This window comes from Chryseobacterium indoltheticum (assembly GCF_003815915.1).
In the GTDB taxonomy this organism is placed as follows: Bacteria; Bacteroidota; Bacteroidia; order Flavobacteriales; family Weeksellaceae; genus Chryseobacterium; species Chryseobacterium indoltheticum.
Genome location: NZ_CP033929.1, coordinates 878813 through 905042, shown reverse-complemented (window position 1 = coordinate 905042; position 26230 = coordinate 878813). Strand labels below are relative to the sequence as shown.

At 34.2% G+C, this 26230-nt stretch carries 25 protein-coding genes; 10 read left to right on the top strand and 15 right to left on the bottom strand.

The window, feature by feature from the left end; translation table 11 throughout:
* Positions 1-11: 11 nt before the first annotated feature.
* Positions 12-2315 (top strand): GAF domain-containing protein, encoded by a 2304-nt coding sequence (locus EG358_RS04290; protein WP_076557759.1) that lies wholly within the window; start codon positions 12-14, stop codon positions 2313-2315.
* Between the two features lies 1 nt (position 2316).
* Here EG358_RS04290 and EG358_RS04285 read toward each other — a convergent pair whose 3' ends face one another.
* Together EG358_RS04285 and EG358_RS04280 are read right to left on the bottom strand one after the other, a co-directional pair.
* A complete protein-coding gene (locus tag EG358_RS04285; protein WP_076557757.1) occupies positions 2317-3231 on the bottom strand; it encodes a bestrophin family protein in 915 nt (304 codons plus the stop codon).
* 17 nt (positions 3232-3248) lie between these two features.
* Positions 3249-4421: a Pycsar system effector family protein gene (locus EG358_RS04280; protein ID WP_076557754.1), complete on the bottom strand. Its 1173-nt coding sequence runs from the start codon at positions 4419-4421 to the stop codon at positions 3249-3251.
* Positions 4422-4447: 26 nt separating this feature from the next.
* Here EG358_RS04280 and EG358_RS04275 point away from each other — a divergent pair, with 26 nt between their 5' ends.
* The gene (locus EG358_RS04275; protein ID WP_076557752.1) at positions 4448-8161 is read left to right on the top strand and encodes a metallophosphoesterase; all 3714 of its coding nucleotides are present in this window, start codon (positions 4448-4450) and stop codon (positions 8159-8161) included.
* Positions 8162-8237: 76 nt separating this feature from the next.
* Here the strand turns inward: EG358_RS04275 and EG358_RS04270 are convergent, their stop codons facing one another.
* The 7 genes from EG358_RS04270 to ruvX form a co-directional block, all read right to left on the bottom strand.
* Positions 8238-9020, bottom strand: coding sequence for a hypothetical protein (locus EG358_RS04270; protein WP_076557749.1), 783 nt, complete (start codon positions 9018-9020; stop codon positions 8238-8240).
* Positions 9021-9061: 41 nt separating this feature from the next.
* A complete protein-coding gene (locus EG358_RS04265; protein WP_076557746.1) occupies positions 9062-9931 on the bottom strand; it encodes a hypothetical protein in 870 nt (289 codons plus the stop codon).
* A complete protein-coding gene (locus EG358_RS04260; RefSeq protein WP_076557743.1) occupies positions 9898-11013 on the bottom strand; it encodes an FUSC family protein in 1116 nt (371 codons plus the stop codon). The genes EG358_RS04265 and EG358_RS04260 overlap by 34 nt, the downstream gene beginning before the upstream one ends.
* The gene (mazG, locus tag EG358_RS04255; RefSeq protein ID WP_076557740.1) at positions 11014-11781 is read right to left on the bottom strand and encodes a nucleoside triphosphate pyrophosphohydrolase; all 768 of its coding nucleotides are present in this window, start codon (positions 11779-11781) and stop codon (positions 11014-11016) included.
* A gap of 244 nt (positions 11782-12025) precedes the next feature.
* Positions 12026-12589: a DUF5606 family protein gene (locus EG358_RS04250; protein ID WP_076557737.1), complete on the bottom strand. Its 564-nt coding sequence runs from the start codon at positions 12587-12589 to the stop codon at positions 12026-12028.
* Between the two features lie 67 nt (positions 12590-12656).
* Positions 12657-13229 carry a peptide deformylase gene (def, locus tag EG358_RS04245; RefSeq protein WP_076557734.1) on the bottom strand — a complete coding sequence of 191 codons (573 nt, stop codon included), beginning with the start codon at positions 13227-13229 and terminating at the stop codon, positions 12657-12659.
* On the bottom strand, positions 13226-13642 hold the full coding sequence (ruvX, locus tag EG358_RS04240; protein WP_076557732.1) for a Holliday junction resolvase RuvX: 417 nt from the start codon (positions 13640-13642) through the stop codon (positions 13226-13228). The genes def and ruvX overlap by 4 nt, the downstream gene beginning before the upstream one ends.
* Positions 13643-13757: 115 nt before the next feature.
* Here ruvX and EG358_RS04235 point away from each other — a divergent pair, with 115 nt between their 5' ends.
* On the top strand, positions 13758-14234 hold the full coding sequence (locus EG358_RS04235) for a SixA phosphatase family protein (protein WP_076557729.1): 477 nt from the start codon (positions 13758-13760) through the stop codon (positions 14232-14234).
* Between the two features lie 176 nt (positions 14235-14410).
* Here EG358_RS04235 and EG358_RS04230 read toward each other — a convergent pair whose 3' ends face one another.
* Positions 14411-15952, bottom strand: coding sequence for a serine hydrolase (locus tag EG358_RS04230; RefSeq protein WP_076557727.1), 1542 nt, complete (start codon positions 15950-15952; stop codon positions 14411-14413).
* 79 nt (positions 15953-16031) lie between these two features.
* On the opposite strand from EG358_RS04230, the gene EG358_RS04225 reads away from it, so the two are divergent.
* The 4 genes from EG358_RS04225 to EG358_RS04210 all read left to right on the top strand — a co-directional run bounded on the left by EG358_RS04225 (position 16032) and on the right by EG358_RS04210 (position 18517).
* Entirely contained in the window at positions 16032-16535 is a 504-nt protein-coding gene (locus EG358_RS04225; RefSeq protein ID WP_076557725.1) for a metallophosphoesterase family protein, read from the top strand.
* A gap of 77 nt (positions 16536-16612) precedes the next feature.
* Entirely contained in the window at positions 16613-17107 is a 495-nt protein-coding gene (locus EG358_RS04220; protein ID WP_076557723.1) for a Smr/MutS family protein, read from the top strand.
* Positions 17108-17125: 18 nt separating this feature from the next.
* Positions 17126-17842 carry a DUF3822 family protein gene (locus tag EG358_RS04215; protein WP_076557721.1) on the top strand — a complete coding sequence of 239 codons (717 nt, stop codon included), beginning with the start codon at positions 17126-17128 and terminating at the stop codon, positions 17840-17842.
* Between the two features lie 75 nt (positions 17843-17917).
* A complete protein-coding gene (locus tag EG358_RS04210) occupies positions 17918-18517 on the top strand; it encodes an RsmD family RNA methyltransferase (protein WP_076557719.1) in 600 nt (199 codons plus the stop codon).
* A gap of 31 nt (positions 18518-18548) precedes the next feature.
* On the opposite strand, the gene murI is transcribed toward EG358_RS04210, so the two are convergent.
* From murI to EG358_RS04185, 5 genes are all read right to left on the bottom strand, one after another.
* Entirely contained in the window at positions 18549-19379 is an 831-nt protein-coding gene (gene murI, locus EG358_RS04205; RefSeq protein WP_076557718.1) for a glutamate racemase, read from the bottom strand.
* A gap of 108 nt (positions 19380-19487) precedes the next feature.
* Positions 19488-20612, bottom strand: a complete 1125-nt coding sequence (hemW, locus tag EG358_RS04200; protein ID WP_076557716.1) for a radical SAM family heme chaperone HemW — start codon at positions 20610-20612, stop codon at positions 19488-19490.
* A 51-nt stretch (positions 20613-20663) separates the two neighbouring features.
* Positions 20664-21614: a PorP/SprF family type IX secretion system membrane protein gene (locus EG358_RS04195; protein WP_076557714.1), complete on the bottom strand. Its 951-nt coding sequence runs from the start codon at positions 21612-21614 to the stop codon at positions 20664-20666.
* 51 nt (positions 21615-21665) lie between these two features.
* Positions 21666-22733, bottom strand: a complete 1068-nt coding sequence (locus EG358_RS04190; RefSeq protein WP_076557712.1) for an RluA family pseudouridine synthase — start codon at positions 22731-22733, stop codon at positions 21666-21668.
* 71 nt (positions 22734-22804) lie between these two features.
* Positions 22805-23842 carry a PASTA domain-containing protein gene (locus tag EG358_RS04185; RefSeq protein ID WP_076557709.1) on the bottom strand — a complete coding sequence of 346 codons (1038 nt, stop codon included), beginning with the start codon at positions 23840-23842 and terminating at the stop codon, positions 22805-22807.
* 153 nt (positions 23843-23995) lie between these two features.
* Between EG358_RS04185 and EG358_RS04180 the strand changes: the two genes are divergently transcribed.
* The 3 genes from EG358_RS04180 (at position 23996) to EG358_RS04170 (ending at position 26227) form a co-directional block, all read left to right on the top strand.
* Positions 23996-24985, top strand: coding sequence for a D-alanine--D-alanine ligase (locus tag EG358_RS04180; RefSeq protein WP_076557706.1), 990 nt, complete (start codon positions 23996-23998; stop codon positions 24983-24985).
* Positions 24986-25056: 71 nt separating this feature from the next.
* Positions 25057-25521, top strand: coding sequence for a pantetheine-phosphate adenylyltransferase (coaD, locus tag EG358_RS04175; RefSeq protein ID WP_076557705.1), 465 nt, complete (start codon positions 25057-25059; stop codon positions 25519-25521).
* Positions 25522-25594: 73 nt separating this feature from the next.
* Positions 25595-26227: a trimeric intracellular cation channel family protein gene (locus tag EG358_RS04170; protein ID WP_076557704.1), complete on the top strand. Its 633-nt coding sequence runs from the start codon at positions 25595-25597 to the stop codon at positions 26225-26227.
* Positions 26228-26230: the final 3 nt, after the last annotated feature.

The window sequence follows — 26230 nt, the reverse complement described above, 5'->3', positions numbered from 1 at the left end:
TTTCTTACATTTTGGCAAATCTTTACAAGAAAGAAAGTCCGTTTCAGGTTTTTATATCGTTCAAAAAATATTTGGATGTGTTGGAGCACATTCGGTATAACGATCGGTTAGAATATCGAGCCAATTATGCAGAATCTTTGATTGAGAAAACTAAGAATTTTAAAGAATTAAGAGATGGTTTTCAGGATCTTTCGGTGTTTGAAAAGCACAAAGACCTCATCAGACTTTTGTTGGCAGACCTCTTCCCTACCGGTTTGACGAGAAATGAAATTAAAGCTGCAGGAATTCCGCTCACCAATCTTACGTTCAATTATACCGAAAGATTTCAGAATATTTTAAATGACGCAGGAAAAGATTTTGAAATCGAGTTCAGAGATATTAGCGATGACGAATATTACGTCTTTTGCTGTTGCCTGATTTTGCAGACTTACCTTAAAAAAGATATTAAAGTTACCATTCCGTTTTATTATGACATTCCCGATAAACAGGGAATTATGAAGCATTATAAAATTACGGTCAACTCAGATTTTAGTGATGTTTATCCTGCCGAAGGCACCAAGATTCCGCCCGATGATGTCTTGGATATCCTGCTTGAAAATTTAGATGATATACAGCTTTGGAAAAAATACTTTCAGCCGGAATCATGGATTTTAAAGGGTTTCAGCATTATCTCTCTCATCGATTGTACTTCGGAAGTGGCATTATCTGATCTGAAGTCGAGCATGATTAAAATTGATCTCGAAAATCCTTCGCCTGATGAGAATTTAAAGGAAATATTTAAATCTTATTTTGATGTTCCCGATCTCAATTTTGGGTTGATGCTGTTTAATACAAAAAACAAAAGGCTCGAAAAATTGCCTATTTATGAGAATGTTTTCACCAATTATCTTCTTGATTTTTGGATCAACACATTCGATGAAGAAGTAAGGAAAACAGCTTTTGAAAACATCAGTTACAATTCAAAACCCGTCGTGGTTTCGAACGTCGACAAGCTTGATGATGAGATTAAAAAACTTCCTTCTTTCAGTATTTTAAAAGACAATAACATCAATAGCTTCATGGTCATTCCTATTATGAAAGACAATGAATTACTAGCAATGATGGAGTTTACTTCGCCGATAGCCAACAGCTTAAATGGTTTAAAACTAAAAAAACTCGAGTTTGTTGCCGATATGATTATTTTCTCACTCAGCAGATTTTCGTATGAAAGGAATAATCAGATTGAAGCTATTATTCAGCGTGAATATACAACGATTCATGACAGTGTTATCTGGAAATTCAGAAATGAAGCAGAACGTTACTTCAATGCTTATTTAGCAAAAAAAATATATACTTTAAAAGAGATTTCATTTAAAAATCTTACTCCACTATTTAGTTTTTCAGACATTCGTTCTTCATCAGACAAGCGTTTTAATCTGATGCTCGAAGATCTTAATCAGCAAATAGACGGGCTTCATGAAGTCATGACAATATTAAATTCATTAGAAGCTGAAAAATATTCTTTGGCATTGGATGTTTTTGAAAACGAACTGAATAATGAAATAAAAGCAGATACAGAACAGCGTTTCCAAAGACTTTTACGGGAAGAAATTCACCCTTACCTGCAAGGTCAGCTTGAAGTGAAAAGTGATGAAAATATCAAAGATAAAATCAAAAGTTATCTCAGTCAGGTTTTTACACAGAATGATCTTTTTTATGCCAACAGAAAAAATTTAGATGATTCTATTACGCTTCTCAACCGTAAACTAGCCGACATTTTAGACCAGAAACAAGTGGCTGCTCAGGAAATTTTCCCGCATTATTTTGAAAGATTCAAATCGGATGGTGTTGAGCACAATCTGTATATTGGCCCCAGTATCGCACCAGAATTACCTTATTCTCTGAAAGTCGTTCACGAGTTGAGATATTGGCAGCTGGAAACACTTTGTAAGATGGAACATGAGTTCAGATTGTTCAAAAAAGATCTTCCGGTTCCGCTCGATATTGCTTCGCTGATTTTTGTGTATAATGAAAAAGTAGACATCCGTTTCCGAATGGATGAGAAACGTTTTGATGTAGACGGCGCATTTAATTCTAATTTTGAAATCATCAAAAAGAGACTGGAAAAAGCTCATATCAAAGATTCTACCGAGAGAATTACCTGTCCCGGAAAAATTACCATCGTCTATTTCGGATTGGAAAATCAACGTGAATATCTACAATACATCAACAGACTTCAAAAACAAAATATTTTAAAATCTGATGTTGAACTTTTAAGAGTTGAAGATCTGCAGGGAATTACAGGATTACTTGCAATGAGAGTTTCTTTAGCTTAGATCAATCTACAAAATAGGAATCAGGCTTTTTTAATTCACCTTGCGGAATTTCTGCCTGCTCAAAAATAGAAAATTCAATCGTTCTGCAAATACTGTTTAGAGCCAAATCATTTTCTTCCTCACCAAAAGGTTCCGCGATTTCCTGAATAATTGCGTCTAAAGCAATAAAAGTATAGCTGATCAGCAAAACAATCAACGGCATCATCCAATCTAAGCTGTCGAGTAATCCGAAAGGCAGCCAAAAACAGTATAAATAAACGGTACGATGAAGCAAAACACTGTAAGCAAATGGAAGCGGCGTATTGTAAATTCTCTCACAACCCCCGGAAATATTAGAAAACTGATTCAGCTGATGATTCATAGAAGTCAAAACAATCGTATCTATATTTTCTTTTTTATTTTGCTCATTCAGCCAATCTGAAATAAAGCCCAAAATAATATTAGGAATAAATTGCTTACCCTGAATCTGGTGAAACTGCTCTTCAGAAAGTAAATGTTGAATAGGTTTTGTTTCAGTTTTATCTCTTAATTGATAATTTAAAGACCAGCAAAATGCAGAAATAAGCTTTACAATTTCCTGTTTTTCTTCTTTTGAAACATTCGGTATGAAAGATAATATCTGTCTTGTTAAAGATCGGGTTTCAATGACCAGTAATCCCCAAAGTTTTCTTCCTTCCCAGAATCGATCATAACTTGCGGTATTACAAAAGCCCATAAAAATGGCTAAAGCCAAGCCTATCAATGTAAAAACAGTAGGATTGAGCTTAACTTTGTAATCATAAATCTTCCCATTAAAATAATATACCGCAACAGAAAAAATAGTAATAATGAAAAGCTGGGTAATTATTTTCTTTAGTACAGAACCTCTCCATATAAATAACATTTTCAGCCAGTGGGTTCGCTGTCTTACAATCATGTTTTGTGAAGTTTTAATTAAAGCGAAAGAAAAGCGTACGCAAAAGACAGTACAGAAATCACAATTCCTGCCATAAAAATCTTATACGTAATCGAAAGAAGCTTATATTTTCTGTCTAAAACTTTCCCAAGATAATAAAGATCTTTCACCATAGAATCGTAGATATAATCTCTGTCTTTGATGAGATCATGCATAGAATTCAGATAATGATTAAATTCCATTTGATGAAAATTTCCAAAAAACAAGAGATTTACCTTACGGTCTTTAATATCCTGATCGGTAAAAGTAGTTTTCGTCACATTGGGCTTTGTAGAAAGAATGGCAAAGATAATCGTCAGTACACTCGATATCAACAAGAAAAAAGTTGGGATGATAAGATGAGTGTTTTTGGGTGCATCCAATTTTGGAACCAATACAGACAAACATACCGAAATAATAATCGCATTCACTGAAAGTAAAATATTAGCTTTGCTGTCTGCAATATCGCTTAATCTTGTATGATTATTCAATGTCACTCTAAAGAGCGTATCTACACTTCTATCTGATTTTTGGTCTTTATCCTTTTTTGAATCTGAATTTTCTTTTTTGGGTTTCTCTTCTTTATCAATCTTCTTTTCCAATTTTTTTACATTTTTCAGTTTAAGCGGCTCCCAGTTTTCTTTAGCATAATCTGTAAAATACCGGTGCTTGTTTTTAAGAAAATCTACATTCATCTCATTCCATTCATCATTAGAAAAACACATTCCTCCCGTTAGTTCCCATTCTTTACGCAAAGCTTCTGCAGAGTCATTATAAAACGGACTTGCAAAATGGCTGAAGTCTGCATCTTTCATAATCATTTCTAAAAGACCCTCAGGCTGATGATGTTTTTCGGTAGAAAGAATAAGTCTGGAAACTTCATCAATATATTCGTCAGAAAAATTATCTTTCATAAGAAAATCTTTCATAATAACAGAACTTCTTTGCTCGTGACCTTCAGCATTACAATCGGTAAAACCTACATCATGAAACCACAATGCAAGCAACACTTTTTCTCTATCGACTTCAGGTAAATTGGTGTGCTTTATGATTTCATCTGCTTTCTGAACAGCGTATGTGGTATGAATAAAATTATGATAAAAATATACAGAAGATAACTTATCTTTGAATAAGTTTTCAACATAATTTTTAGCTTTGTCTAAGATGCTCATCACAGAATTTTTCTTAATGTAAATGTATGAATTTATCCTTTAAATCTTATTTAAAAAAAACATCGCCGGCAGCAAAAATTTTTCTGCTTTCAGGGCTTCTTTTATCTTGTGCTACGTACAACGTAAAAAAGGGTAAAAACTTACATGAGGTGCCACAATCTGAAGTAAAAAAAGATAATGATTTTCAGATTTTTCTTGTTGGTGATGCCGGAAACGCAGAAGAAACTCAGGCTCAGCAAACATTGAATTTTCTTAAAAACAAAATAGATTCTGCCAACAGCAACTCGATGCTGATATTTTTAGGTGACAACATTTATCCTTTAGGAATGCCTAAAGAAAGCGACAAAGGCTATCCTCTTGCAAAAGAAAAAATGGAAAACCAGCTGGCAATAACCAAAAATTTTAAAGGTAAAACTTTAGTTATTCCAGGAAATCATGATTGGTATCACGGCTTGGATGGTTTAAAAGCACAGGAAGAGTTCGTGAAAACGTATTTGAACGATAAAAAATCTTTTTTGCCTAAAAATTCTTGCCCGATTGATGATATCAATTTAACGAAAGACATTAAGCTGATCATCATCGATTCAGAATGGGCATTAATTAATTGGGACAAATATCCAGGAATCAACAAAGGTTGTGAAATCAAAACCAGAGACGATCTTTATACAGAATTCAAAGATTTAATTACAAAAAATCAGGATAAAAGAATTATTGTTGCGCTTCATCATCCGGTAATCAGTTCTGGCGTTCATGCCGGATTTAATTCTGCAAAATCTCATCTTTCAGCATTTAACGGAAAAGTTCCTATTCCGGGAGTTGCCACTGTACTTACGACATTGAGGAGTACTTCCGGAGCGAGCATGGAAGACATCAACAACAGCCATTACGCAGATTTTGCCAACAGATTAAAAAGTATTGTTCAGGATAAAGAAAATGTAATTTTCGTTTCGGGGCACGATCATAATCTGCAGTATCATGCAGACAATAATATCAGACAAATCATCAGCGGAGCCGGTTCAAAAACAGATCCTGCCACAATTGTCAACAAAACCGATTTTTCTTATGGCGGAAGTGGTTTTGCTGTTTTAAATCTCAGAAAAGATTTGAGTTCCGATGTAGAATATTTTTCAACAAAAAATAATGAGCTCAAAAAACTAACGCAGATTTCAGTAATTCCTCAGCCTAAAGTATTTGAAAATAATTTCCCAAGTTTACTTCCTGCAACATACACCACAACTATTTATGCTGAAAAACTGACTAAAAAAGGGAAAATTTATCGTTGGATTTGGGGGGATCATTACCGAAAATATTATGCACTTCCGATCGAAGCAAAAACGAAAGATCTTTCGGATATGAATCCCGGTTATTCTCCTTTCAGAGAAGGCGGCGGAAACCAGTCGAACAGTCTTCGGCTGAAAACCAATGACGGACAGGAATTTGTAATGCGCGGAGTACAAAAAAGTGCCGTACGTTTTCTGAATGCTCAGGCTTTTAAGAAAAACGATTTCGGAAACGAATTAAATAATACTTTTCCTGAAAGATTCTTACTCGATTTTTATACAACCAATCATCCTTTCACTGGATTTGCAGTCAATAATATGATCGATAAGCTGGGTATTTTTCACAGCAATCCAGAATTATATTACATCCCAAAACAAAAATCTTTGGGCCGCTACAACAAAAATTATGGTAATGAACTATACATGATTGAAGAACGTTTTTCTTCTGATCCTAAAACTTTGCAGTCGCTTGATAATGCTTCAGATATTGTTTCTACGTCGGATGTTTTGAAAAACATGCGGAAGGACAGCAAATATTCCGTCGATCAGGATTTATACATCAGAGCAAGAATTTTTGATATGCTGATTGGAGATTGGGACAGACATGAAGATCAATGGAAATGGGCAGAATATAAAACAGGAAATAAGGTCATTTACAAACCGATCCCAAGAGACAGAGATCAGGCTTTCAGTAATTATGATGGCGCTGCGTTTACCTTTATTATGAACATCCCGATGATTCGTCACATGAAATCTTTTAAAGATGAAATAAAAAATGTGCGTTGGGTGAATATGGAACCTTATCCGTTAGATTTAATTTTTCTGAAAGGTTCTACCGAACAAAACTGGAGCGATCAGGCAAAATACATTCAGAAACATCTTACCGATGCTGATATTGATGTTGCTTTTAAAAACCTTCCGAAAGAAGTTCAGGATGAAACAATTGTCGATATCCAGAGAAAACTGAAACTAAGAAAAGAAAAAATCGAAGATAATGCAGTTGAATACTATCACATCCTTCAGGAAAAAGTTCCGTTGGTGGGAACTTTAGACAAAGACAAATTTGTAATCGTAAAGAATGAAAATTCAATTGATGTAAAACAATTTAAAATTAATAAAGATAAAACTGAAGAATTGGTTTTTGAAAAATCTTACGACGGAAAAAAGACAAAAGAGCTTTGGATCTACGGATTGGATGATGATGATATTTATGAAGTATCAGGTGACGGAAAATCTAAAACAAACATCCGTCTAATTGGTGGTTATAATCATGATGTTTACAGTGTTGCAAACGGAAGAAACGTAAAGATTTATGATTTTAAATCTCAGAAAAACACGTACGAAACCAAAGGAGCAGCAAAACACATCAGTGATGATTACGACACCAATACGTACAACTGGAAGCATCCGAAATACAACTTCTTTGCGGGTTATCCTATGGCAAATTATAATCCTGATGATGGTGTGATTTTGGGAATTGTAGCCAATTATACAGTCAACAATTTTATTCGTGACCGCTTTACTCAGAAACATAGTTTAAGTGCCAATTATTATACTTTAACAGGTGGATTTAATGTTGGTTATAAAGGAATCTTCAAAAAAGCAATTGCAGGATGGGATGCCGGAATTGATGCAACCTACACGACTCCATTTTTCGCGAGGACTTTCTTTGGCTTGGGCAATGAAACGGTGTATGAAAAAGATGAAGTGAGTAAAGATTTCAACAGAGTACGAATTTCTCAGTTTAAATTTGCTCCTTCCATCTCAAAAACAAGCTGGCTGAATTTGAAACATCAATTCCAGTTGAATTTTGAGCATTCAAAAGTACAGTTTAATGAAGATCGTTTTATCGCTGCTTCTACGGAAGTCAACCCTGAAGTTTTTAACGGGCAACAATTTGCGGGAGCTAATTATACCTTTAGTTTTAAGAACTTTGATAACAACGCTTTCCCGACTTTAGGTTTAGAAATGATTTTAAATGCAGGCTGGAAAGCCAATCTTTCAGAATTCAACCAAAATTTTGCCTCTTTTAAAGGAACTTTAAACTTGTTCCGCCGAATCGATAAACAAGGAAAATTTGTTTTTGCCAACTCCTCCAATGCGATGATTATCAACAATAATAATTTTGAGTTTTATCAGGCTGCAGCCATTGGTGGAAACAATGCAATGCGTGCTTATAGAAATGAAAGATTTGCAGGGAAATCATATTTTGTAAACAATTCTGAGATCCGTTGGGATTTTGGCCGTGTGAAAAACAATATCGTTCCTGTGAATATGGGAATTTTAGTAGGCTATGACGTAGGAAGAGTGTGGATTGATAATGAACAATCAGACAAATGGCATCAAGGCGTTGGTGGAGGATTTTGGATGAATATTCTCGAAACTTTTTCTGCAAGAGTTGATTACTTTACCGGTGAAGATGGCGGCAGAATTTCTGGTGGTGTCGGTTTGAGCTTCTAAAAGAAATTTAATTTTAGTATGCTAGCTTAAATTTATCATAAACAAAATCCGCAGAGAATTTCTGCGGATTTTGTTTTTATAACGGGTGATAAAGTTTGACATGACCATCTGAATCATACTGATACGTCCATTCATGATTTCCATTCCCAGGTAAAGATTGAGGATTTTCTAAGTTCTGAATTATATAATTTGTTTTTCTATAATTATTACTTGACAGACTCTTTTCGTAAAAGTTATCATTTAATAAATAGAGTTTTTTAAAAGGATTTTTAGAATTATCAAAATTTGAATACGTTGTCGTAGTTAAAGTTTTATCTAATCCACCAGCTTTCTCTAATTTTTCACTTTTGATTAAGTTATTATTTGAGTCAAAATAATAAGTATAATATGTTTCAAAAGTATAAGTTTTAGAATATACTTTTATTTTCCCAGATTCATAAGTATAATTTTTAACCGTAATTAATTCATTAAACTGATTGTATAATTCGGCTTTTTTGGGTTTATCATTTTCCATTGTATAAACAATAGTAGGATAAGTATCATTTGAATATTTTACTTCTGTTTGATTATTATTATATGACAAAGTAGTAAATGAGTCTGGATAAAAACTATCCGGCAACCATATGCTTTCTGACTTTACGAATTTACCAGTCATTCTGACTAGTTTCCCATTTTGATAATCAAAGGTATAATACCACGATGGCTGAAGTGATGCCAATTTAGGAAACTCAATATAATGCACAAATGCTTTATTTGGTTCTAAATCTGTTGAAAGTTGCTGATTCTCCAGCATATCATTCGAATTTGTACTACAAGAAATTATTCCTAAAACGAATAAAAAATAAAAAAGTTTTTTCATGGTTAATTTTAAAGCCTACAAAAATAGTTTTTATTTAAAAATTACAAACTAAATTTATACACATTTCCACCTTCTTTTTTATCCTTTTCATCAGCAATCAGCAAAGTTTTATCATCAACGAAAACCACAGCTTCTTTTTGTGAATTGTGATTTAAAGGCACTTTCTGAATTTTAGCTGAATTAAAATCATTTGCCGTAAACCCTGAAAGTACATGAATATTTTTATGTGTTAAAAGCACAATTTCATTTTTAGAATTAATGGCAGCTGATGTAATGGCGGCATCACTGTAACCTCCTTCCAGTTTTAATTTACCAATTAATTTTGCTTCAAAATCGCCTTCTTTATTTGGAATCTGGAAAACAAGAAATGTTCCGTCAAATCCTTTGCTTCGGTTTTTTGTAAATAAATAAAAACTTCCGTCTTTCTCTACAAAGGCTTCGCAATCGTACAGTAAATTAGATTTTTTGGGAGGAAATTCAGTCTGTCCTTCATAATGAAATTTAGTCGTCTGAATGACCTTTGTAGATTTCTGAGAATCGTTTTTTAAATCTAATTTTAAGATGGAAAGATTTTGTCTGTCATTCTCGTTATTTCCAAAATCTCCAATGTAAATATTTCCGGCTGCATCTTTTGTAATATCTTCCCAATCGTTATTTTCTACATTTTCTACAAGCACATCAGTAACCAACTCACCTTGTCGGTTGAGCCCATAAACTACATTTTTATTTCCGGCATCTTCAATTGCCCAAATGGTTTTCTGATCTTGAGAAAGGGCAATTCCTGAAACTTCTTTCAGTTTTTTGGGTAGTGAAAATTCTGTTTTCAAATCTTCCTGCGATTTTGTTACTGAATCCTGAGCTTTCGGATTGCAGCTCATTAACATAAAAGCAAATACAACGAGAATGCGCATAGTTTTATTTTTAATTTTTTAAACTGAAAAAAAGAATATCTGATATTTTTCTCCAATTGATTGATGATTTGCTGGTGATGCAGAAAAAAACCTGCAGCCAATCCCATCAGACTTCCGATAATGGTGTCGAGCAATCTTGCCTGCATCAGATTTTCAACCTCATGATGAACGGTACTTCCTACTTCTATTAAAAGTAAGGTAAGCGGCGTAATAAATATGACGGCGAAACCATAATTTCTTACGATCATCAATTCAACCACGAATTGTAAAACTACAATAATTCCGATCATTACAATTTTTTCGGGATCAAAAAGCAGAATCAGCCATGCCAAACCCAAACCAATGAAAGTTCCGAAAATACGGTGCATATTTCTCTGACGCACATGTTCAAAATTTCGGCCCTGAATAATGGCAACAGTAGAAATGGAGATCCAATATGTATTTTGAAATTTTAAAAGGTGACCGACAATTAAAGTCAACATCATGATTAATCCTATAATCGCACTTTCAACAAATTTCGTATATCTTTTCTTCTTAAAAACTCTTCGGGGAACATTGACCATTTCACTTTTTTCAACAAAAACTGAATAGAGAAAAGCCAATGAACACGATAAAATAGCTCCCATTGTCACCAAACCAACTCTTATTGGAATCATTTCCAAATCAAACTGATACGTACTTGCCATCGCCGCCAACATAATAAAGAAGAAATTTCCCGGTGGTGGAATTTTAAAATAAGAAGTGATAAAATGTGACAGAAAAGAGACAATCCCGACAGATAATGCCGCTGTATAAATATTAAAACTAAAAAAAAGACTGATCGTAAAGGAAAATATAATCCCAAAAGCACAAACCGCCAAATGAATCATTCGCTGACTGATTGGTGCTGTAATAAAATACAATATCGTCAACGCTCCCAAACTCGAAAGACTTCCGTAATTTGGTTTTCCGGAAAACCAGCCTAACAAAAGTGGAATACCAATGCACAATGCAGCAAGAAACGGGAAATGCCATTTTCGCTCGGTTTTCTTCATTTCAATAAGATATTGAAACCGGTTTCGGACAGGATGATCGACTTTCATTTATTCTGAACGTTTTGCTTTTTCCCAGAGAACATCCATTTCTTCCAAAGTTATATCAGCTAATTTTAAATCTGTCTCAGCTGCAAGCTGTTCCATTTTCTGAAATCTTGAAATAAATTTCAGATTGGTTCTTTCTAAAGCCGAATCAGGATTTAAACCTAAAATTCTTGCATAATTAATCAATGAGAAAAATACATCGCCCAATTCCTGTTCTTTTTTATCTGAATCTGTTTCTGCATGAAACTCGTTGATTTCTTCATCTACTTTTTTCCAGGCATCTTCAGCATCATGAAATTCAAAGCCAATTCCTTTTACTTTATCCTGAATTCTGTAGGCTTTTACCATACTTGGTAATCCTTTAGGAACACCGCCCAAAATAGATTTGTTGCCTTCTTTTAGTTTTAGTTTTTCCCAATTCTGTTTTACTTCTTCCTCATCTTTCACTTCGGTATCTCCATAAATATGAGGATGGCGGAAAATGAGTTTTTCATTTAACGAATTGATAACATCAGCAATATCAAAGCTTTCTTTTTCTGAACCTATTTTAGCATAAAAAACCAGATGCAGAAGTACATCGCCTAGCTCTTTTTTAATCTCGGTAAGATCTTCCTGCAAAAGCGCATCAGAAAGCTCATACGTTTCTTCCAAAGTGAGGTGACGCAATGTTTGTAAAGTCTGTTTCTGATCCCACGGACATTTTTCACGAAGATCATCCATAATATCTAAAAGTCTTCCGAAAGCTTCGAGTTTTTCCTGTCTGGTATTCATATTTAAAAATTCAAAAGTCTTACAAATTTAATTATAATAAAGCTTCTTTACTGTCTATTCAAAATAAAAATCAATTTATTTCCCCAACCCTAAAAGGAGTAAATTGATTTTTATGCACTCCCTTAAAATATAAATTTCTTCCTCCCTTTAGGGTTGGGGAAGAAGAAATTTTGCAAATTATTAATTCTAACAAAAAAAACCTCATCATTGCTGACGAGGTTTATAGTAGTTGAGATCAACTAAATTATCCCATTTTTCTGTGTGTACTTTTCGTAGCTGCTTTAGCTCCTGTACTTGCTTTTACTTTTGGAGTTGCAGGCTTATCTGCTTTTGGAGCCGCTTTTTTCGGAGCCGCTTTGTCAGCAGTGATATCACCTTCAGCGCTTTCACCTTCTACAGTTTCCGGTTCTGCTTTTACAAAACTTTCTGGAGTGATGTATCCAGCTTTGTGAAGAATGTTGTACCATTGAGCCAATTTCTTAATATCAGAATTGTAAACTCTCTCTGTATCGTAGTTTGGAAGAGATGCAACCATAAACTCAGCCAATTCAGCTTCTGAAGATTTGTGACTGATCGTCTCTTTGTAATCGTAGTTTTTAGCAATATTTTCAAAAACCTCAAACAAAGGAACCTCTTTATCAAAAGTAAACATTGCGATATTATCTAGCAAGCTTACCTGACTAGAATTACCGATGCTCACTTTCTTTTTGGTAGTAACTTCTTCAATGATGAATCCGTTTTTCAACTGCGATACCAATTTGTAAAGACCTGGTTTCCCAGAGATTGAAATTATTTTTTCTAACAGCATAATTTTATTTTTTTAATTTCAGTAAAAGCTATAACGCTTTTTATAATAATATATTTCTTAGTTTAAATTATTTTGGAAATCTCATTTTGTAGCTAATAGATACTTCTCCCTGAGTGATTTTTGTAAGTTTTCCTTTTACCAGCTTTTTCTTCAAGGCACTTAAGTGATCAGTGAAAAGAGTTCCTTCAATATGATCATATTCGTGCTGAATTACGCGGGCTCTAATATCGGAAAAAGTTTCGGTATGCTTTACAAAATTTTCGTCATAATATTCAATCAGAATTGTGCTTTTTCTTTTCACATCTTCTCTTACATCAGGAATAGAAAGACAGCCTTCGTTAAACTTCCATTCTTCGCCAGATTCTTCAAGAATTTGAGCATTGATAAAGACTTTTTTAAAGTCTTTCAACTCTTCGGCAATATCTTCGTAATCTTCATCTTCAGCCAAAGGCGTCACGTCTACGATAAATATTCTTATATCTAAACCGATCTGCGGGGCAGCCAAACCAATACCGTTTGCACTGTACATCGTTTCAAACATATTATCGATCAATTCCTGCAGATCCGGATAATTTTTGTCTATCTCTTTTCCCGTTTTTCTTAAAACAGGATCTCCAAAAGCTCTTATTGGTAAAATCATCTTGTTTTTTGTTCTAAAAAATTCTGCAATATGATGGTTGCACTTACTTTATCTATTAATCCTTTTTGTTGTCTCTGCTTTTTACTTTTTCCGCTTTGCGAAATAAAAAACGAAGCCATTTTTGAGGTAAATCTTTCATCAAGACGATGAACTTCAATTTGTGGAAATTCTTTTTTAAAGTTTTCTATAAACCCTAAAATATCTGTTTCTACTTCTGAAATATTACCCTTCAAATCTACAGGAAGACCTACCACAATTGCTTCCACACTATTCTCAACGGTATATTTTTTTAAAAAATCCATCAGAAAACGTGTTTCCACAGTATCAAGACCACTTGCAATAATCTTCATATCGTCGGTTGCTGCAACGCCACAACGTGCTTTACCGTAGTCTATAGCAATGATCTGTCCCATAAGTCTGCAAATTTAAGAAATTTTACTCATTTTATTCCTAACACAGTTTTTTTTATAAATCATGTTTTTTATACGTTAATTTTTGTTTAATTTTATCTTACTCAAACTCAATACAATGAAGAAACTTATCCTCGTAAGACATGCAAAAAGTGACTGGCCCGAAGAGACCAGCGACTTCGACAGACCTTTGGCAGATAAAGGTTTGCTGGATGCTTTAAAGATGTCTAAATTTTTAAAAAATAATGATATCGTTATAGACTATTTCGTTTCCAGCCCTGCAGTAAGAGCTTTGGCTACCTGCAAAATTTTTAATCAGACCTATAATTCAACTTTTGTAACAGACGAAAAACTATATAATCCTTCTGAAAATAATTTTCAGTCGGTCATCTATGATTTAAATAATGATGTGAATTCGGTTGCGTTTTTCTCACACAATAATGGTATTTCCAACTTTGCCAATTCTATTTCTGAGGATATTTTTCATTTCCCGACTTGTGGTGTTGCAGGATTTCAAATTGAATGTGATTCTTGGGCACAGTTTGACGGAGCCGATAAGAAACTACTTTTCTTTTACGAACCCGGGAAAATTTAATTAATTATAAACACGTAAAATTTCATCCTTTGGAAGGGCGAAAGAATTTTTGACGAGGAGGGTTTGAAAATATGAGCTTAAGTTTCAGCTTTAGCCCATTTAATTTTAGAAACAGAAAAACGGGCTAAAGCCCGTTTCTATTGATAATAAATCACTATTTTAATTCTTAAAAAACATTACTTTCTTCTCAAATCAAGATCATCAAAATCAAAACTGAAATCTGTAATATCTGAAATTGCTTTCATTTTTGCAGATTCTGCTTTTCCAGTTTCATCATAACTAAAAATAATGTACGCATCGGCATCATAACTTCTGTCATCCCATTTGATAATAAAGGTATTATTTGAAAAAGGAAGCAATTCACCTTTCAGTCTTGGAGAGTTTTTACAAGAAATCCTGTAAGTATTTGCCTGCTGAGCAATTTCCACATCGCCAAACCATTGATCACTATATTTTCCGACAAACTGTTCAGCTTTTGGCTGTAGATTTTTATCTTTTTTGAAAGCATCAGATTTTGCGAAAGCATCTTTTTTCTGTTTATTATATTCTGCTTCTACCTTCTGTATTCTGTCGGCATAGTTTTTCAGCCAGTTTCTGTCGGCAATTCCTAAATAAGAATCTTTCACCGTGTTTGTAATCGTGTTGAAAGCTACTCCGGATTGCTGATTTGTTAAAACTACAATTCCCAATTTCATGTCCGGAATCAAAGTAAACTGAGTAACCGTTCCAATCAATCCGCCGGTATGCTGTACTTGTTTATGACCTTTCACATCACTTAAAAACCAACCTAAACCATATCCGTAAAAGCTCGTATCGTAAGGGTTTTTCATTGCAACCTTATCAGGAATCTGCAAACTCCAAAGCTGCTGAACGTTTTTATCTGAAACTAATTTTTTACCATCTTTAGTAGTGAAATTATTCAGAAGAAATTCTGCCCAAGTCGTCATATCTTTAATGTTACTCATAATTCCGCCAGCGGCATTTCCCGTTTCGTTCCAATCATGAGGAACGGCGATGGCCTTTCCATCAACAGGAGCATGCGCATCAATTTTATTAGCAACTGTTTTTGCTCTGTTGTAACTTCCGAAACTTGAAGTCATGCCAACCGGTTTCATGATTTTTTGTTCGATAAAATCGGCCCAACTTAATCCTGAAACTCGGTGAATCACTTCTCCGGCAACAATAAACATGATGTTATTATAATCTAAAGTTGTACGGAAAGGGTTTTCAGGTTTTAAATACCTTACATTATGTATAATATCATTCACCGTAAGATTCCCGCCTTCCGGAAAAAACATCAAATCACCCTGTCCCAAACCTAAGCCGGCTCTGTGAGTCACCAAATCCTTGATCGTTACATTTTGAGAGACGTACGGATCGTACATTTGAAATTCGGGAATATATTTTGAAACTTTATCATCCCAATTTAGTTTTCCTTCATCTGCTAAAATCGCCAAAGCAGTACATGTAAAAGCTTTAGAATTGGATGCAATTCCCACCAAAGTATTGTCATCCATTGGTTGTTTTGTTGTTAATGAACGTACCCCAAAACCTTTTGAATAAATTATTTTTCCATCTTTGATGATACCGACCGACATCCCCGGAACATCAAAAGTTTTTAACGTATTTTGAATAAGTTCGTCTAATTTTTTTTCTTCAACCTGTGCAAAAGAGATGAAAGAAACTAAAAGAAAGAATAAAGAGAAGTTGTGCTTCATTATTTTAAAATTTTCTCAAATTTAAACAATTCAGTATAATTAAGTAAATTTGAAATCTCAAAAAAGTTTACGTTAAACAATGACCAAAATTTTACTCCTCTCCGATTCCCATTCTTATATTGATGATCGAATTTTAGATTACGCAAAACAAGCTGATGAAATCTGGCATTGCGGAGATTTTGGAAGCTTTGAGATTATTGAGCAACTCGAAAAAATAAAGCCTTTAAAAGGAGTTTACGGAAATATCGACGGCATAAAAATCCGTTCTGAATTTCCTGAAGTAAACCGTTTTTTTTGTGAAAATGTAGAAGTTTTAATGATCCATATTGGCGGTTATCCCGGAAAATATACTCCTTTAGCCAAAAAAGAAATTTCAGAAAAAGCTCCGAAATTATTTATTTCTGGGCATTCTCATATTTTAAAGGCAATGTATGATGATAAATATAAATTGCTGCATCTAAATCCGGGAGCTTGCGGAAAACAAGGCTGGCATAAAATGAGAACGATGATGCAGTTTGTAATTGATGGTGAAGAAATAAAGGATCTGGCGATTATTGAGTTGGGTCCAAAGGTTTATAGTTAGCTAGTTAGTTAGTTAGTTAGTTAGTTAAAATTAAAAAAAATAAAAGATTGCTTCGTTCCTTGCGATGAAAGATAATTATGAAAATTGGCAATAAAGTTTCGGTAGTGGATGAAGATTTAAGCGGAGTGATTACTTCGGTGAATGGAAATATTGTGGTTTTTAAAGACGAATATGGTTTTACCTATCAATATCCGAAAGAAAAGCTGGTTCCGAAAGATGCTGAAATTTATGAAAATATTAAAATCATAAAAAAAGCCGAACCCAGAAAAGTAATTTCTAAAAAGCACGATAAAAGTCCATTAATTCTTGATTTACATTTTCAGAATCTGGTAAAGAATCCGCATGATTATGACAGTTTTGAAAGACTGTTTCTGCAAAAGGAAAAACTGATTCAAACGATTAATTTTTGCCGCAAAAATCATTTAAAAAGACTTGAAATTGTCCACGGCATTGGCGATGGTGTACTTCAAAATTTAGTTTGGGACGTACTTGAAAGCCAGCCCAATCTTGATTTTTACAATAAAGAAATACTTCATCATCAATCGGGTGCGGTAATGGTAGAATTTCACTAAATTTGCAACAATTGTAATATGAACGTACTAAATTTACTTTTTACCAAAGACGGGCTGATCTACCAAATCATCAAAAACAAAAGTGTTTTGGAGGAAAAGTCTTATTTCGTAAACGAAGAATCGCCCAAGAATTTCATTTCAGCGAAGCTGGAAGATGCATTGCTAAAACAGAGATATGACGAAATTTCTGTAGTTTCTGCACTGAATCATTTTACTTTAATGCCCGAAGGTTTTGAAGATCACGATTCGGGATATGATCTTATTGCCTTCAATGCGCCTGTTGACAAAGAAAATGAAGAACTGATGCTTTCTGTAAACAAAAAGTTTAAGCTACAGTTTTATTATACTTTTCCGAAAGAATTTTATAATAAAATAAAAGATCTTTCAGTTCCGGTAAAATTTAATTTTTCTGGAGAGAAATTTTTAAACTCGATCAACAATAAGAATAATAAAGAAATTCACATCAATCTTTATCATAACCAATGTGAGTTTTTTGCGATTTCAAATAAAAAAATCATCCTTTATAATAACTTGGATGTCAATTCGGAAGTAGACTTTCTTTATTTTGTGATGTTTACGTTAAGTAAAATCGGTTTTGGAATAAACGAAACCTATTTTTATGTGTATGGTGAAACCACAGAGAATGAAACATTCATTTCAGAACTTCAGAAGTTTGTAAAAAACCTGAAAGTTGTCTATGATAATGTTCCGAACAAGAATTTTATCCTTAATTAGGTTATAGGATGCAGATTTTAGGATTTAGTTTCCGCTGCTGCTACCTTTCACCTATCATCTAAAATCTAACAAAAAATGTACAGAATAATTGCCGGTAAATGGAAAGCAAAAAAAATAGCCGCTCCCAAAAACTTTGATGTAAGACCAACCACCGATTTTGCTAAAGAAGCCCTTTTCAGCATTTTGGAGAACACTTACGATATGCAGTCGATTTCCGTTCTTGATCTTTTTGCAGGAATTGGCTCCATTACTTTTGAATTTGCGTCAAGAGGTTGCCAGGATGTGACTTCGGTTGAAATGAACCCGAAACATACATCTTTTATCAATGCTACTGCTTCAGAACTTGACATGAGTCTGCAGGTAAATACGCAAAGAGGGGATGTTTTTGACTGGCTTAAAAAATTCAGAAATAATAAATCTTACGAAATCGTTTTTGCTGATGCACCATTTGAAACTGAGGAAAAAAAGTATCACGAATTGCTTTCTTTGGTTCTAAAAAATAAATATCTGAAGCCTAACGGAATTTTGATCGTGGAACATCAAAGCAGATTAAAGCTTGATCATCCGAATTATAAATTCACCAGAAAATACGGGAATGTGAGCTTCAGTTTTTACGAACCTTATCAGGAAACTGAAATCGAGACACAAGCTGAAAATAGCGACATTGCAGAATAAAAAAAAGACTCATCATGAGTCTTTTTTCGTTTTATAATACTTTCAATTCTAAATCAATGGTCTTACCAAAGAATTTCTTGGAGATTTTCTCAAAATTTTTGGTGATATCCGAAAGGTAAAATTTGTAATTCGGCTTTGGATTATTATCATTCAAAAGATGATATTTATCTAAAATAATCGTCAAATGATTAGCAACAATATTTGGAGAATCAATCACGCGAACGCGATTTCCGTAATATTGCTTGATCTCATCGATCAAAAGCGGATAGTGGGTACAGCCGAGAATCAATGTTTCAATATTTTTCAATTTGGCGTTACTCAGATAATTGTAAATGATAGAATGGGTAATCGGATGATTTTTGAAACCTTCTTCAATCGCAGGAACCAAAAGCGGAGTCGCCAGTTCATCTACTTTAATAAACTTATTATGTTTACGGATGCTCTTCTTATACAAACCCGAATTTACCGTTGCTTTCGTTGCGATAACCCCAACATTATTATGAATTTCGTACGCCACTTTTTCGGCAACAGGATTGATAACGTCAATCACAGGAACTTTCCCTGCAACTGAATTCATAACATCCTGCAATGCATTTGCCGTAGCCGTATTACAGGCAATTACAATCGCTTTGCAGTTTTGTTCTAAAAGGAAATTAGAAATTTTCGTAGAATATTCTATAATCGCTTCTTTTGATTTTTCACCGTAAGGAAGATGCTTAGTATCCCCAAAATAAATAAGATCTTCATGGGGAAGAAGTCTTTTTATTTCTTTGGCAACCGTTAAACCTCCCACTCCACTATCAAAAATACCGATAGGCTGCTTTGGCGAAAGATGCGAATAATCTTGTTTTTTAGTTTTCAAACGATGTGAAATTTGGTACAAAAATAGTGAAATTGTCGGATGTTGGAAGCCGGATGTTGGAAGTTTTTCACAAACAAGCCTTCCATCTTCTAGCTTCTGACTTCCAGCCTAGACAATAAATAAATCTGAAGCGATTCCGTCTGCCATAAACCAATGTTTTTCAGGAATCTTAAGGTGATTATCTTCAATTTTTAAAATTCCTTCCTCTATTTTATGCTGAATTTCTTTATTAAATTTATCTAAGATATTGGGTGAAAATTTTTGATTTAAACTTGTCAGATCTACGCCCCAAATCGTTCTTAAACTAATCATAATCATCTCATTGAACTGGTCTTGCTGTGAAAGGATTTCGGTTTCTTTGGCTAAAATATTTGAATTTAATTTTTTGATGTATTGTTGATTATTGGCTACATTCCAGCTTCGTACATCATTTCCGTTGTAAGAATGTGCGGAAGGGCCAATACCTAAATATTCCTGATATTTCCAGTATGCAGAATTGTGTCTTGAATAAAATCCTTCTTTGGCAAAATTAGAGACTTCATAATGATTAAAACCATGATCTTTCAGAAAATCAATCATGTAATAAAACTCACGATTCTGCTCTTCTTCTTTAGGATTTGAAACTTTTCCTTTCGAAATCCAGTTTTCTAAAGCCGTTTTTGGCTCAACCGTTAAAGCATAAGACGAAATATGTGGAACTTCAAGCGCAATTGTTTTGCTTAAATTTTCCTTCCATATCTCCAGATTGGAATTGGGTGAACCGTAAATTAAATCAATACTCAAATTTTCAAATCCGAAATCCTGCGCTCTTTTAATAGAACTTTCTGCTTCGGAGGCATTATGTGCACGATTCATCAGTTTCAGATCTTCATCAAAAAAACTTTGCGTTCCGATAGACAAACGGTTAATCGGAGAACATGACAGTCCTTTTAAAAATTGAGAATTTAAATCATCAGGATTGGCTTCCAAAGTAATTTCAATGTCATTATTAAAATTGAAATGTTTTAAAACTTCATCAATTAAAGACTTTATTTCATCTGCCGAAAGTACAGAGGGAGTTCCGCCACCGAAATATAGAGACTGTAAATTTTTGTTCTGAAGCTCATCTTTTCTGAGGAAAATTTCCTTTTTCATTGCATCCAGCATTTCATCTTTAAAATTCAAAGAAGTGGAAAAATGAAAATTGCAATAGCTGCATTTCTGTTTGCAGAAAGGGATGTGAATGTAAATCATAAAAAAAGCCCTGAAAAATTTCAGAGCTCAAATTTATTTAAATTAAATTGATTAATATCTAAATCCTCTATGATTAATAAAGTTATCGAAGTTATAACCAAGACCAAGCATAAAGCTGTTTCCTCCATACGTCTGGATATCAGACATTCCAAGGTTGTATGTAGCACCAATCATAAATTTATTGAATCTTACTTTTACGATAGGTGAAACACTTAATTCCTGATTATCAAATCTGTTTTGAACCGCTCTGTAGCTTACCCCAAAAGAGAATGCATTGATATCATTAGAGAATGTAGCCATCAAGTTGAAGTCTGTCATTCTTGTAGAATTGGTATTTAAGTTAACCAAAACTGATGGAGATATTGCAATATTGTCTGCGATATTCCAATCGTATCCTAAGTTTAAGAAAAATTTGATAGGAGAAGGCTCGTAGTTGTTTACGATAGATTCGTCATTGCTTAATGCAATATCGTTTACCGAAACACCCCCGAAAATTCCTCTATACGTAGCTGCTAAACCGAAGTTTGCATACGCCATAAAGATATTACTTTCATTACCTTGCAACAATGGGTCGTAACCGTCTTCAGTATTAATTTTAGAATAATCAAAATTCATATTATAAAAATTAACACTTGTACCAAAAGAAAACTGATCTTTTCTCTCTCCTTCACTGCTAAGTGGGATAAAATAAGATGCACCTGCAGTAATACCTCCAGCTGAAATAGGGCCATTACTATCTCTAAAAACGGAAAGACCCGCTCCTACTCTGTCAAAAATATTAGCATTGATCCCCACCGACTGTACGTTGGGAGACTCGCTAAATTTTGAAAATTGTTGTTGATAGTTTAGGTTAAGCTGTACGTAGTCTGTTTTACCGTATTGAGCAGGGTTGAACAGGAACTCACCATCCAAAAGATATTGTTGATAGTATGGTAGTGATTCTTGTGCTTTGTATGCATTCGACAAAAGAGCTAAACATACGATAGCATATAGTTTTCTCATAACAAATCTTGATTTCAATTCAACAAATATAAAAAAAATCTCAATATATTTTTAGTTTTCTAAATAATTTCTCCATTTTTTTACAGCATCCGCCATATCTTGCGGCATTGGGCTCTCAAAATACAATTCCGTTTTGGAAGTTGGATGTATAAATCCTAAAGTGTGTGCATGAAGCGCATGTCTTGGTAAAACATCGAACACATTTTTTATAAAGTGCTTATACTTAGGGAGATTCACTCCTCTCAATGCAACATTCCCTTCATATCTTTCGTCATTAAACAATGTATGACCGATATGTTTGAAATGCGCTCTGATCTGATGCGTTCTTCCTGTTTCAAGTTTACATTCTACCCAGGTCATATATTTGAAACGTTCTAAAACTTTATAATGTGTAACGGCGTGCTTTCCCTGGCTTCCGTCAACGTAAGTGTACATCTGCATTCTATTTTTGGGATGCCTCCCGATGTGCCCCGTAATGGTACCTTCATCGTCCTTCACATTTCCCCAGACAAATGCCCAATACAGACGCTTGGTTTTTCTTTCGAAAAATTGCTTGGCAAGAAAGCTCAATGCGTATTCATTTTTGGCAATTACCAAAAGACCCGATGTATCTTTATCGATTCTGTGAACCAAACCTACTCTGTCTAAATCTGATTTCTGCCCATTTTTCTGAAAATGAAAGGCTAAAGCATTTACCAAGGTTTTGTCCCAGTTTCCAAATCCAGGATGTACTACCATTCCCGGTTCTTTGTCTACAACAACCAAATCGTCATCTTCGTATACAATATTAATAGGAATATCCTGCGGAACAATGAAGTTTTCACGGGGTGGATGCGTTAGTAAAACAGAAATCTGATCTCCCGGTTTTACTCTATAATTCTGCTTTACAGGATTTCCGTTAACTACAACATTTCCGGCACGGCAGGTCTGCGAAATTTTATTTCTGGAAGAGTTTTGTCTAAAATTAAATAAAAATTTATCTATTCTTAAAGGTTCCTGATTACCATCAACCGTAATATTGAGATGCTCATAAAGACCTTTATTTTCATCATCAATATCGATATTATTATTAGCGTCTAAAAATTCTTCGTCTAAAAAATCCTCGTTATCTTCTGTCATTGCTTTATCTATATAAAAGGCTTCAACATATTAAAGTTGAAGCCTTTTTTTATTTTAAATTAAAAATCAATTTATATAATTACCTTTTTTGCTTTAGGCTTGTCTGTTGCAGGAGTTGTCGTTGGTACAGCAGGTTTTGGTTTATCTCCAGTAGTTGTAGGTTTTGCTGAAGTTCCCGTTGGTTTTGCCGTCTCAGTTTTAGGAGCTTCCTTTTTCTGAGGTGCAGGAGCCGGAACAGGATCATTCATCGGTGGCGGATCTTGGAAATTAGGAACTTCATCATATCTCACCGGAGGCAAAGTAGTATCTACTCTCATACGGTAAGTAGAATTAAGTATTTCTATTTTCCCACGCAGTTCGGCAGGTGTTTTTTTACTCGCCCAGAGATCGATCTGCATGCCCTGATCTCGCGCATCTCCGGATGCAGGATCTTGATAATATACAATATCTGAATCATCATTTCCTCCATCTTCATGGTCTACAAGACCTACTTCAAAAAGATTTCTTGCAATTACTGATTTTGCTTCTTTCACCGTTAATCCTACAAGATTTGGAATGGCAATATTTCGCATAGGGCCAGATCCTACCACAACATCAATCACCGAGAATCTTGGGATCTTAGTTCCCGGTTTTATAGAATTTCCTTTAAATAAAATCCTTAAAACAGCATCTTTCTGAATGCTTGGTTCGTAAATAGTATCTGAAACCTTAAGACCTACCTGCTCCAATCTCTGGAAAGCAAGTCCTGAATATTTATTAATAACATCAGGAACAGCAACCGGAGCCCAGCTTTTAGGATTTACCATGAGCTGAATAGCTCTTCCATCTTTCACACGAGATCCAGGAGAAGGATAAACCTTCAGAACCTGAAGCGGTCTGTATTTAGGGTTATAAGCTGCACTATCGACTTCATAGTCGAGTCCTGTATCTTCTAATATTTTTACTGCGTCATGAACAGATTTATTAATGACATTAGGAACAGGAATTTCCTGCCCATGATTGGTGTGATACTCCAACCAACGGAAAGTAAGCCATACCAATCCTATAAAAATACCGATGGCTACTAATAAATTCAGTAAAACTTTCCAGTTGAAAAGTGATTTAAGCATACTTAAAAATACTTTAATAATAACGACAAAGATAATTAATAATTTTATATTGAAGTTTTTATTTAGCAGATTTCATTTTTGTTTCAAAAAAATAAGAATTCATTTATTTCAATATATAAATTGTTTAAATTTGCCCTTATTGATAATATGCATATGAGCAAAAAACACGTTGCCGTAGTTATGGGAGGCTATTCTGACGAATATAAAGTTTCTCTGAAAAGTGGCCAGTTAATATATGATTCCTTAGACAGAGATCTATATGATGTCTATAAAGTGATTATTCTAAAAGATGAATGGTATTTTCTGGATGAAAATGAGAATAAAAAAACCATCAACAAAGGTGATTTCTCGGTTACTTTAGATCATAATGAAGTGTTGAAATTTGATGCTTGCTTCAATATTATCCATGGAACACCCGGCGAAAACGGAATTCTTCAGGCTTATTGGGACGCTATCGGACAAAAATATACCGGTTGCGATTTCTATCAGAGTGCGTTGACGTTCAATAAAAAAGATACTTTAGCCGTTCTCTCAAAATATGGAATTCCTTCTGCAAAAAGTGTTTATTTAAGAAAAGGAGAACATATTAATGTTGATGAAATTATTGATAATCTAAGTCTTCCTGTATTTGTAAAGCCTAATCAATCAGGCTCTTCATTGGGTATTTCTAAAGTAAAAGAAAAATCTGAACTGATTGCTGCAACCGAAATTGCTTTTAAAGAAGATGATGAAATTTTAATCGAAAGCTTCTTAGACGGAATGGAAGTTTCTGTAGGAGTTATTGATTTTAAAGGTGAAACTATCGTTTTGGGAATTACAGAAATTGTTCCAACAAACGAATTTTTCGACTATGAAGCTAAATATGAAGGCGCTTCAGAAGAAATTACCCCCGCAAGAATTGATGCAGAAACTACAAAAAGAGTAGAAGAAATTGCAAAAAGAGCTTACAATTCACTTGGAATGAGTGGTTTTTCGAGAAGTGAATTTATTTTAATGGACGGAATTCCTTATATGCTTGAAATGAATACCAATCCAGGATTTTCTCCGGCAAGTATCCTTCCGCAACAGGCAAAAATTTACGGAATTTCAATAAAAGACCTTTGTGGAAATGAGGTTGAAAAAGCTTTACAAAAGAGAAACTAGATATTAGAAGTTAGAGATTAGAGTAAAACAACTCATAATTGATAACTCATAACTTATAACTTTATTTGCGCATGAAAATTGCTGTTTTTCCGGGATCTTTTGACCCGATTACTTTAGGCCATTATGATATTATCGAAAGAGCAGCGGCGCTTTTCGACAAAGTAATTATCGCCATTGGTCAGAATTCTCAAAAGAAATATATGTTTCCCATTGAAAAAAGAATGGAATTCATACAAAATTCTGTCGCCGAATTTCCCAATGTTGAAGTTGATTATTTTGAAGGTTTAACGGTTGATTACTGTTTTGAAAAAAATGCTCAATTTATTTTAAGAGGCCTAAGAAATCCTGCCGATTTCGAATTTGAAAAAGCAATTGCCCACACCAACCGTACTTTAGCCCACAAAAAACTGGAAACCGTTTTCCTATTGACTTCATCTGGAAAATCATTCATCAGCAGCAGCATCGTAAGAGAAATCATCAACCACGGTGGTGAATATGAACTTTTGGTTCCTGAAGCGGTAAGAGTTGAGAAATAAATGATAGATGATAAGAGATTAATGATTTCAGACATTCAATCTTTTATCATTTATCGAAAATCATTTATCAAAGATGCACGAACAAATCAATTTTGCAATAGAAATCCTTGGTACGATATCATTTTCGATGTCGGGAAGTTTTGCAGCGATGCAGAAAAGACTAGACCCGTTCGGAGTTTTGATTATTGCTTTCGTTACTTCAGTTGGTGGCGGAACGGTGAGAGATTTACTACTCGACATTCCTGTTTTTTGGATGCACGATCTTCTGATGTGTGGCGTGATTTTGATAACCTCTATTTTTTCGATGATCTTTAAATCGATTGAGAAAAATTTTAAAGTAACTTTATTTATCTTCGACAGTTTCGGACTGGGATTATTTACCATCATCGGTGTTCAGAAAGGATTAAACGCAGACATTCATCCTTTAATATGCATCGGACTTGGAACCATCACCGGCTGTTTCGGTGGTATAATCCGGGATATTTTACTCAATAGAATTCCTCTGATTTTTAGAAAAGAAATTTACGCAAGCGCCTGTATTATTGGTGGAGCAATATTTTTGATACTCAACACTTTTACCGATCTTTCTTACACCATTATTCAGATTTTCACTATTTTATTGATTGTTGCCATTAGAACATTCGCAGTAAAATACCACTGGCAAATGCCTAAATTTTACGGTTACAATAATGATGCTGAAATGTAAATT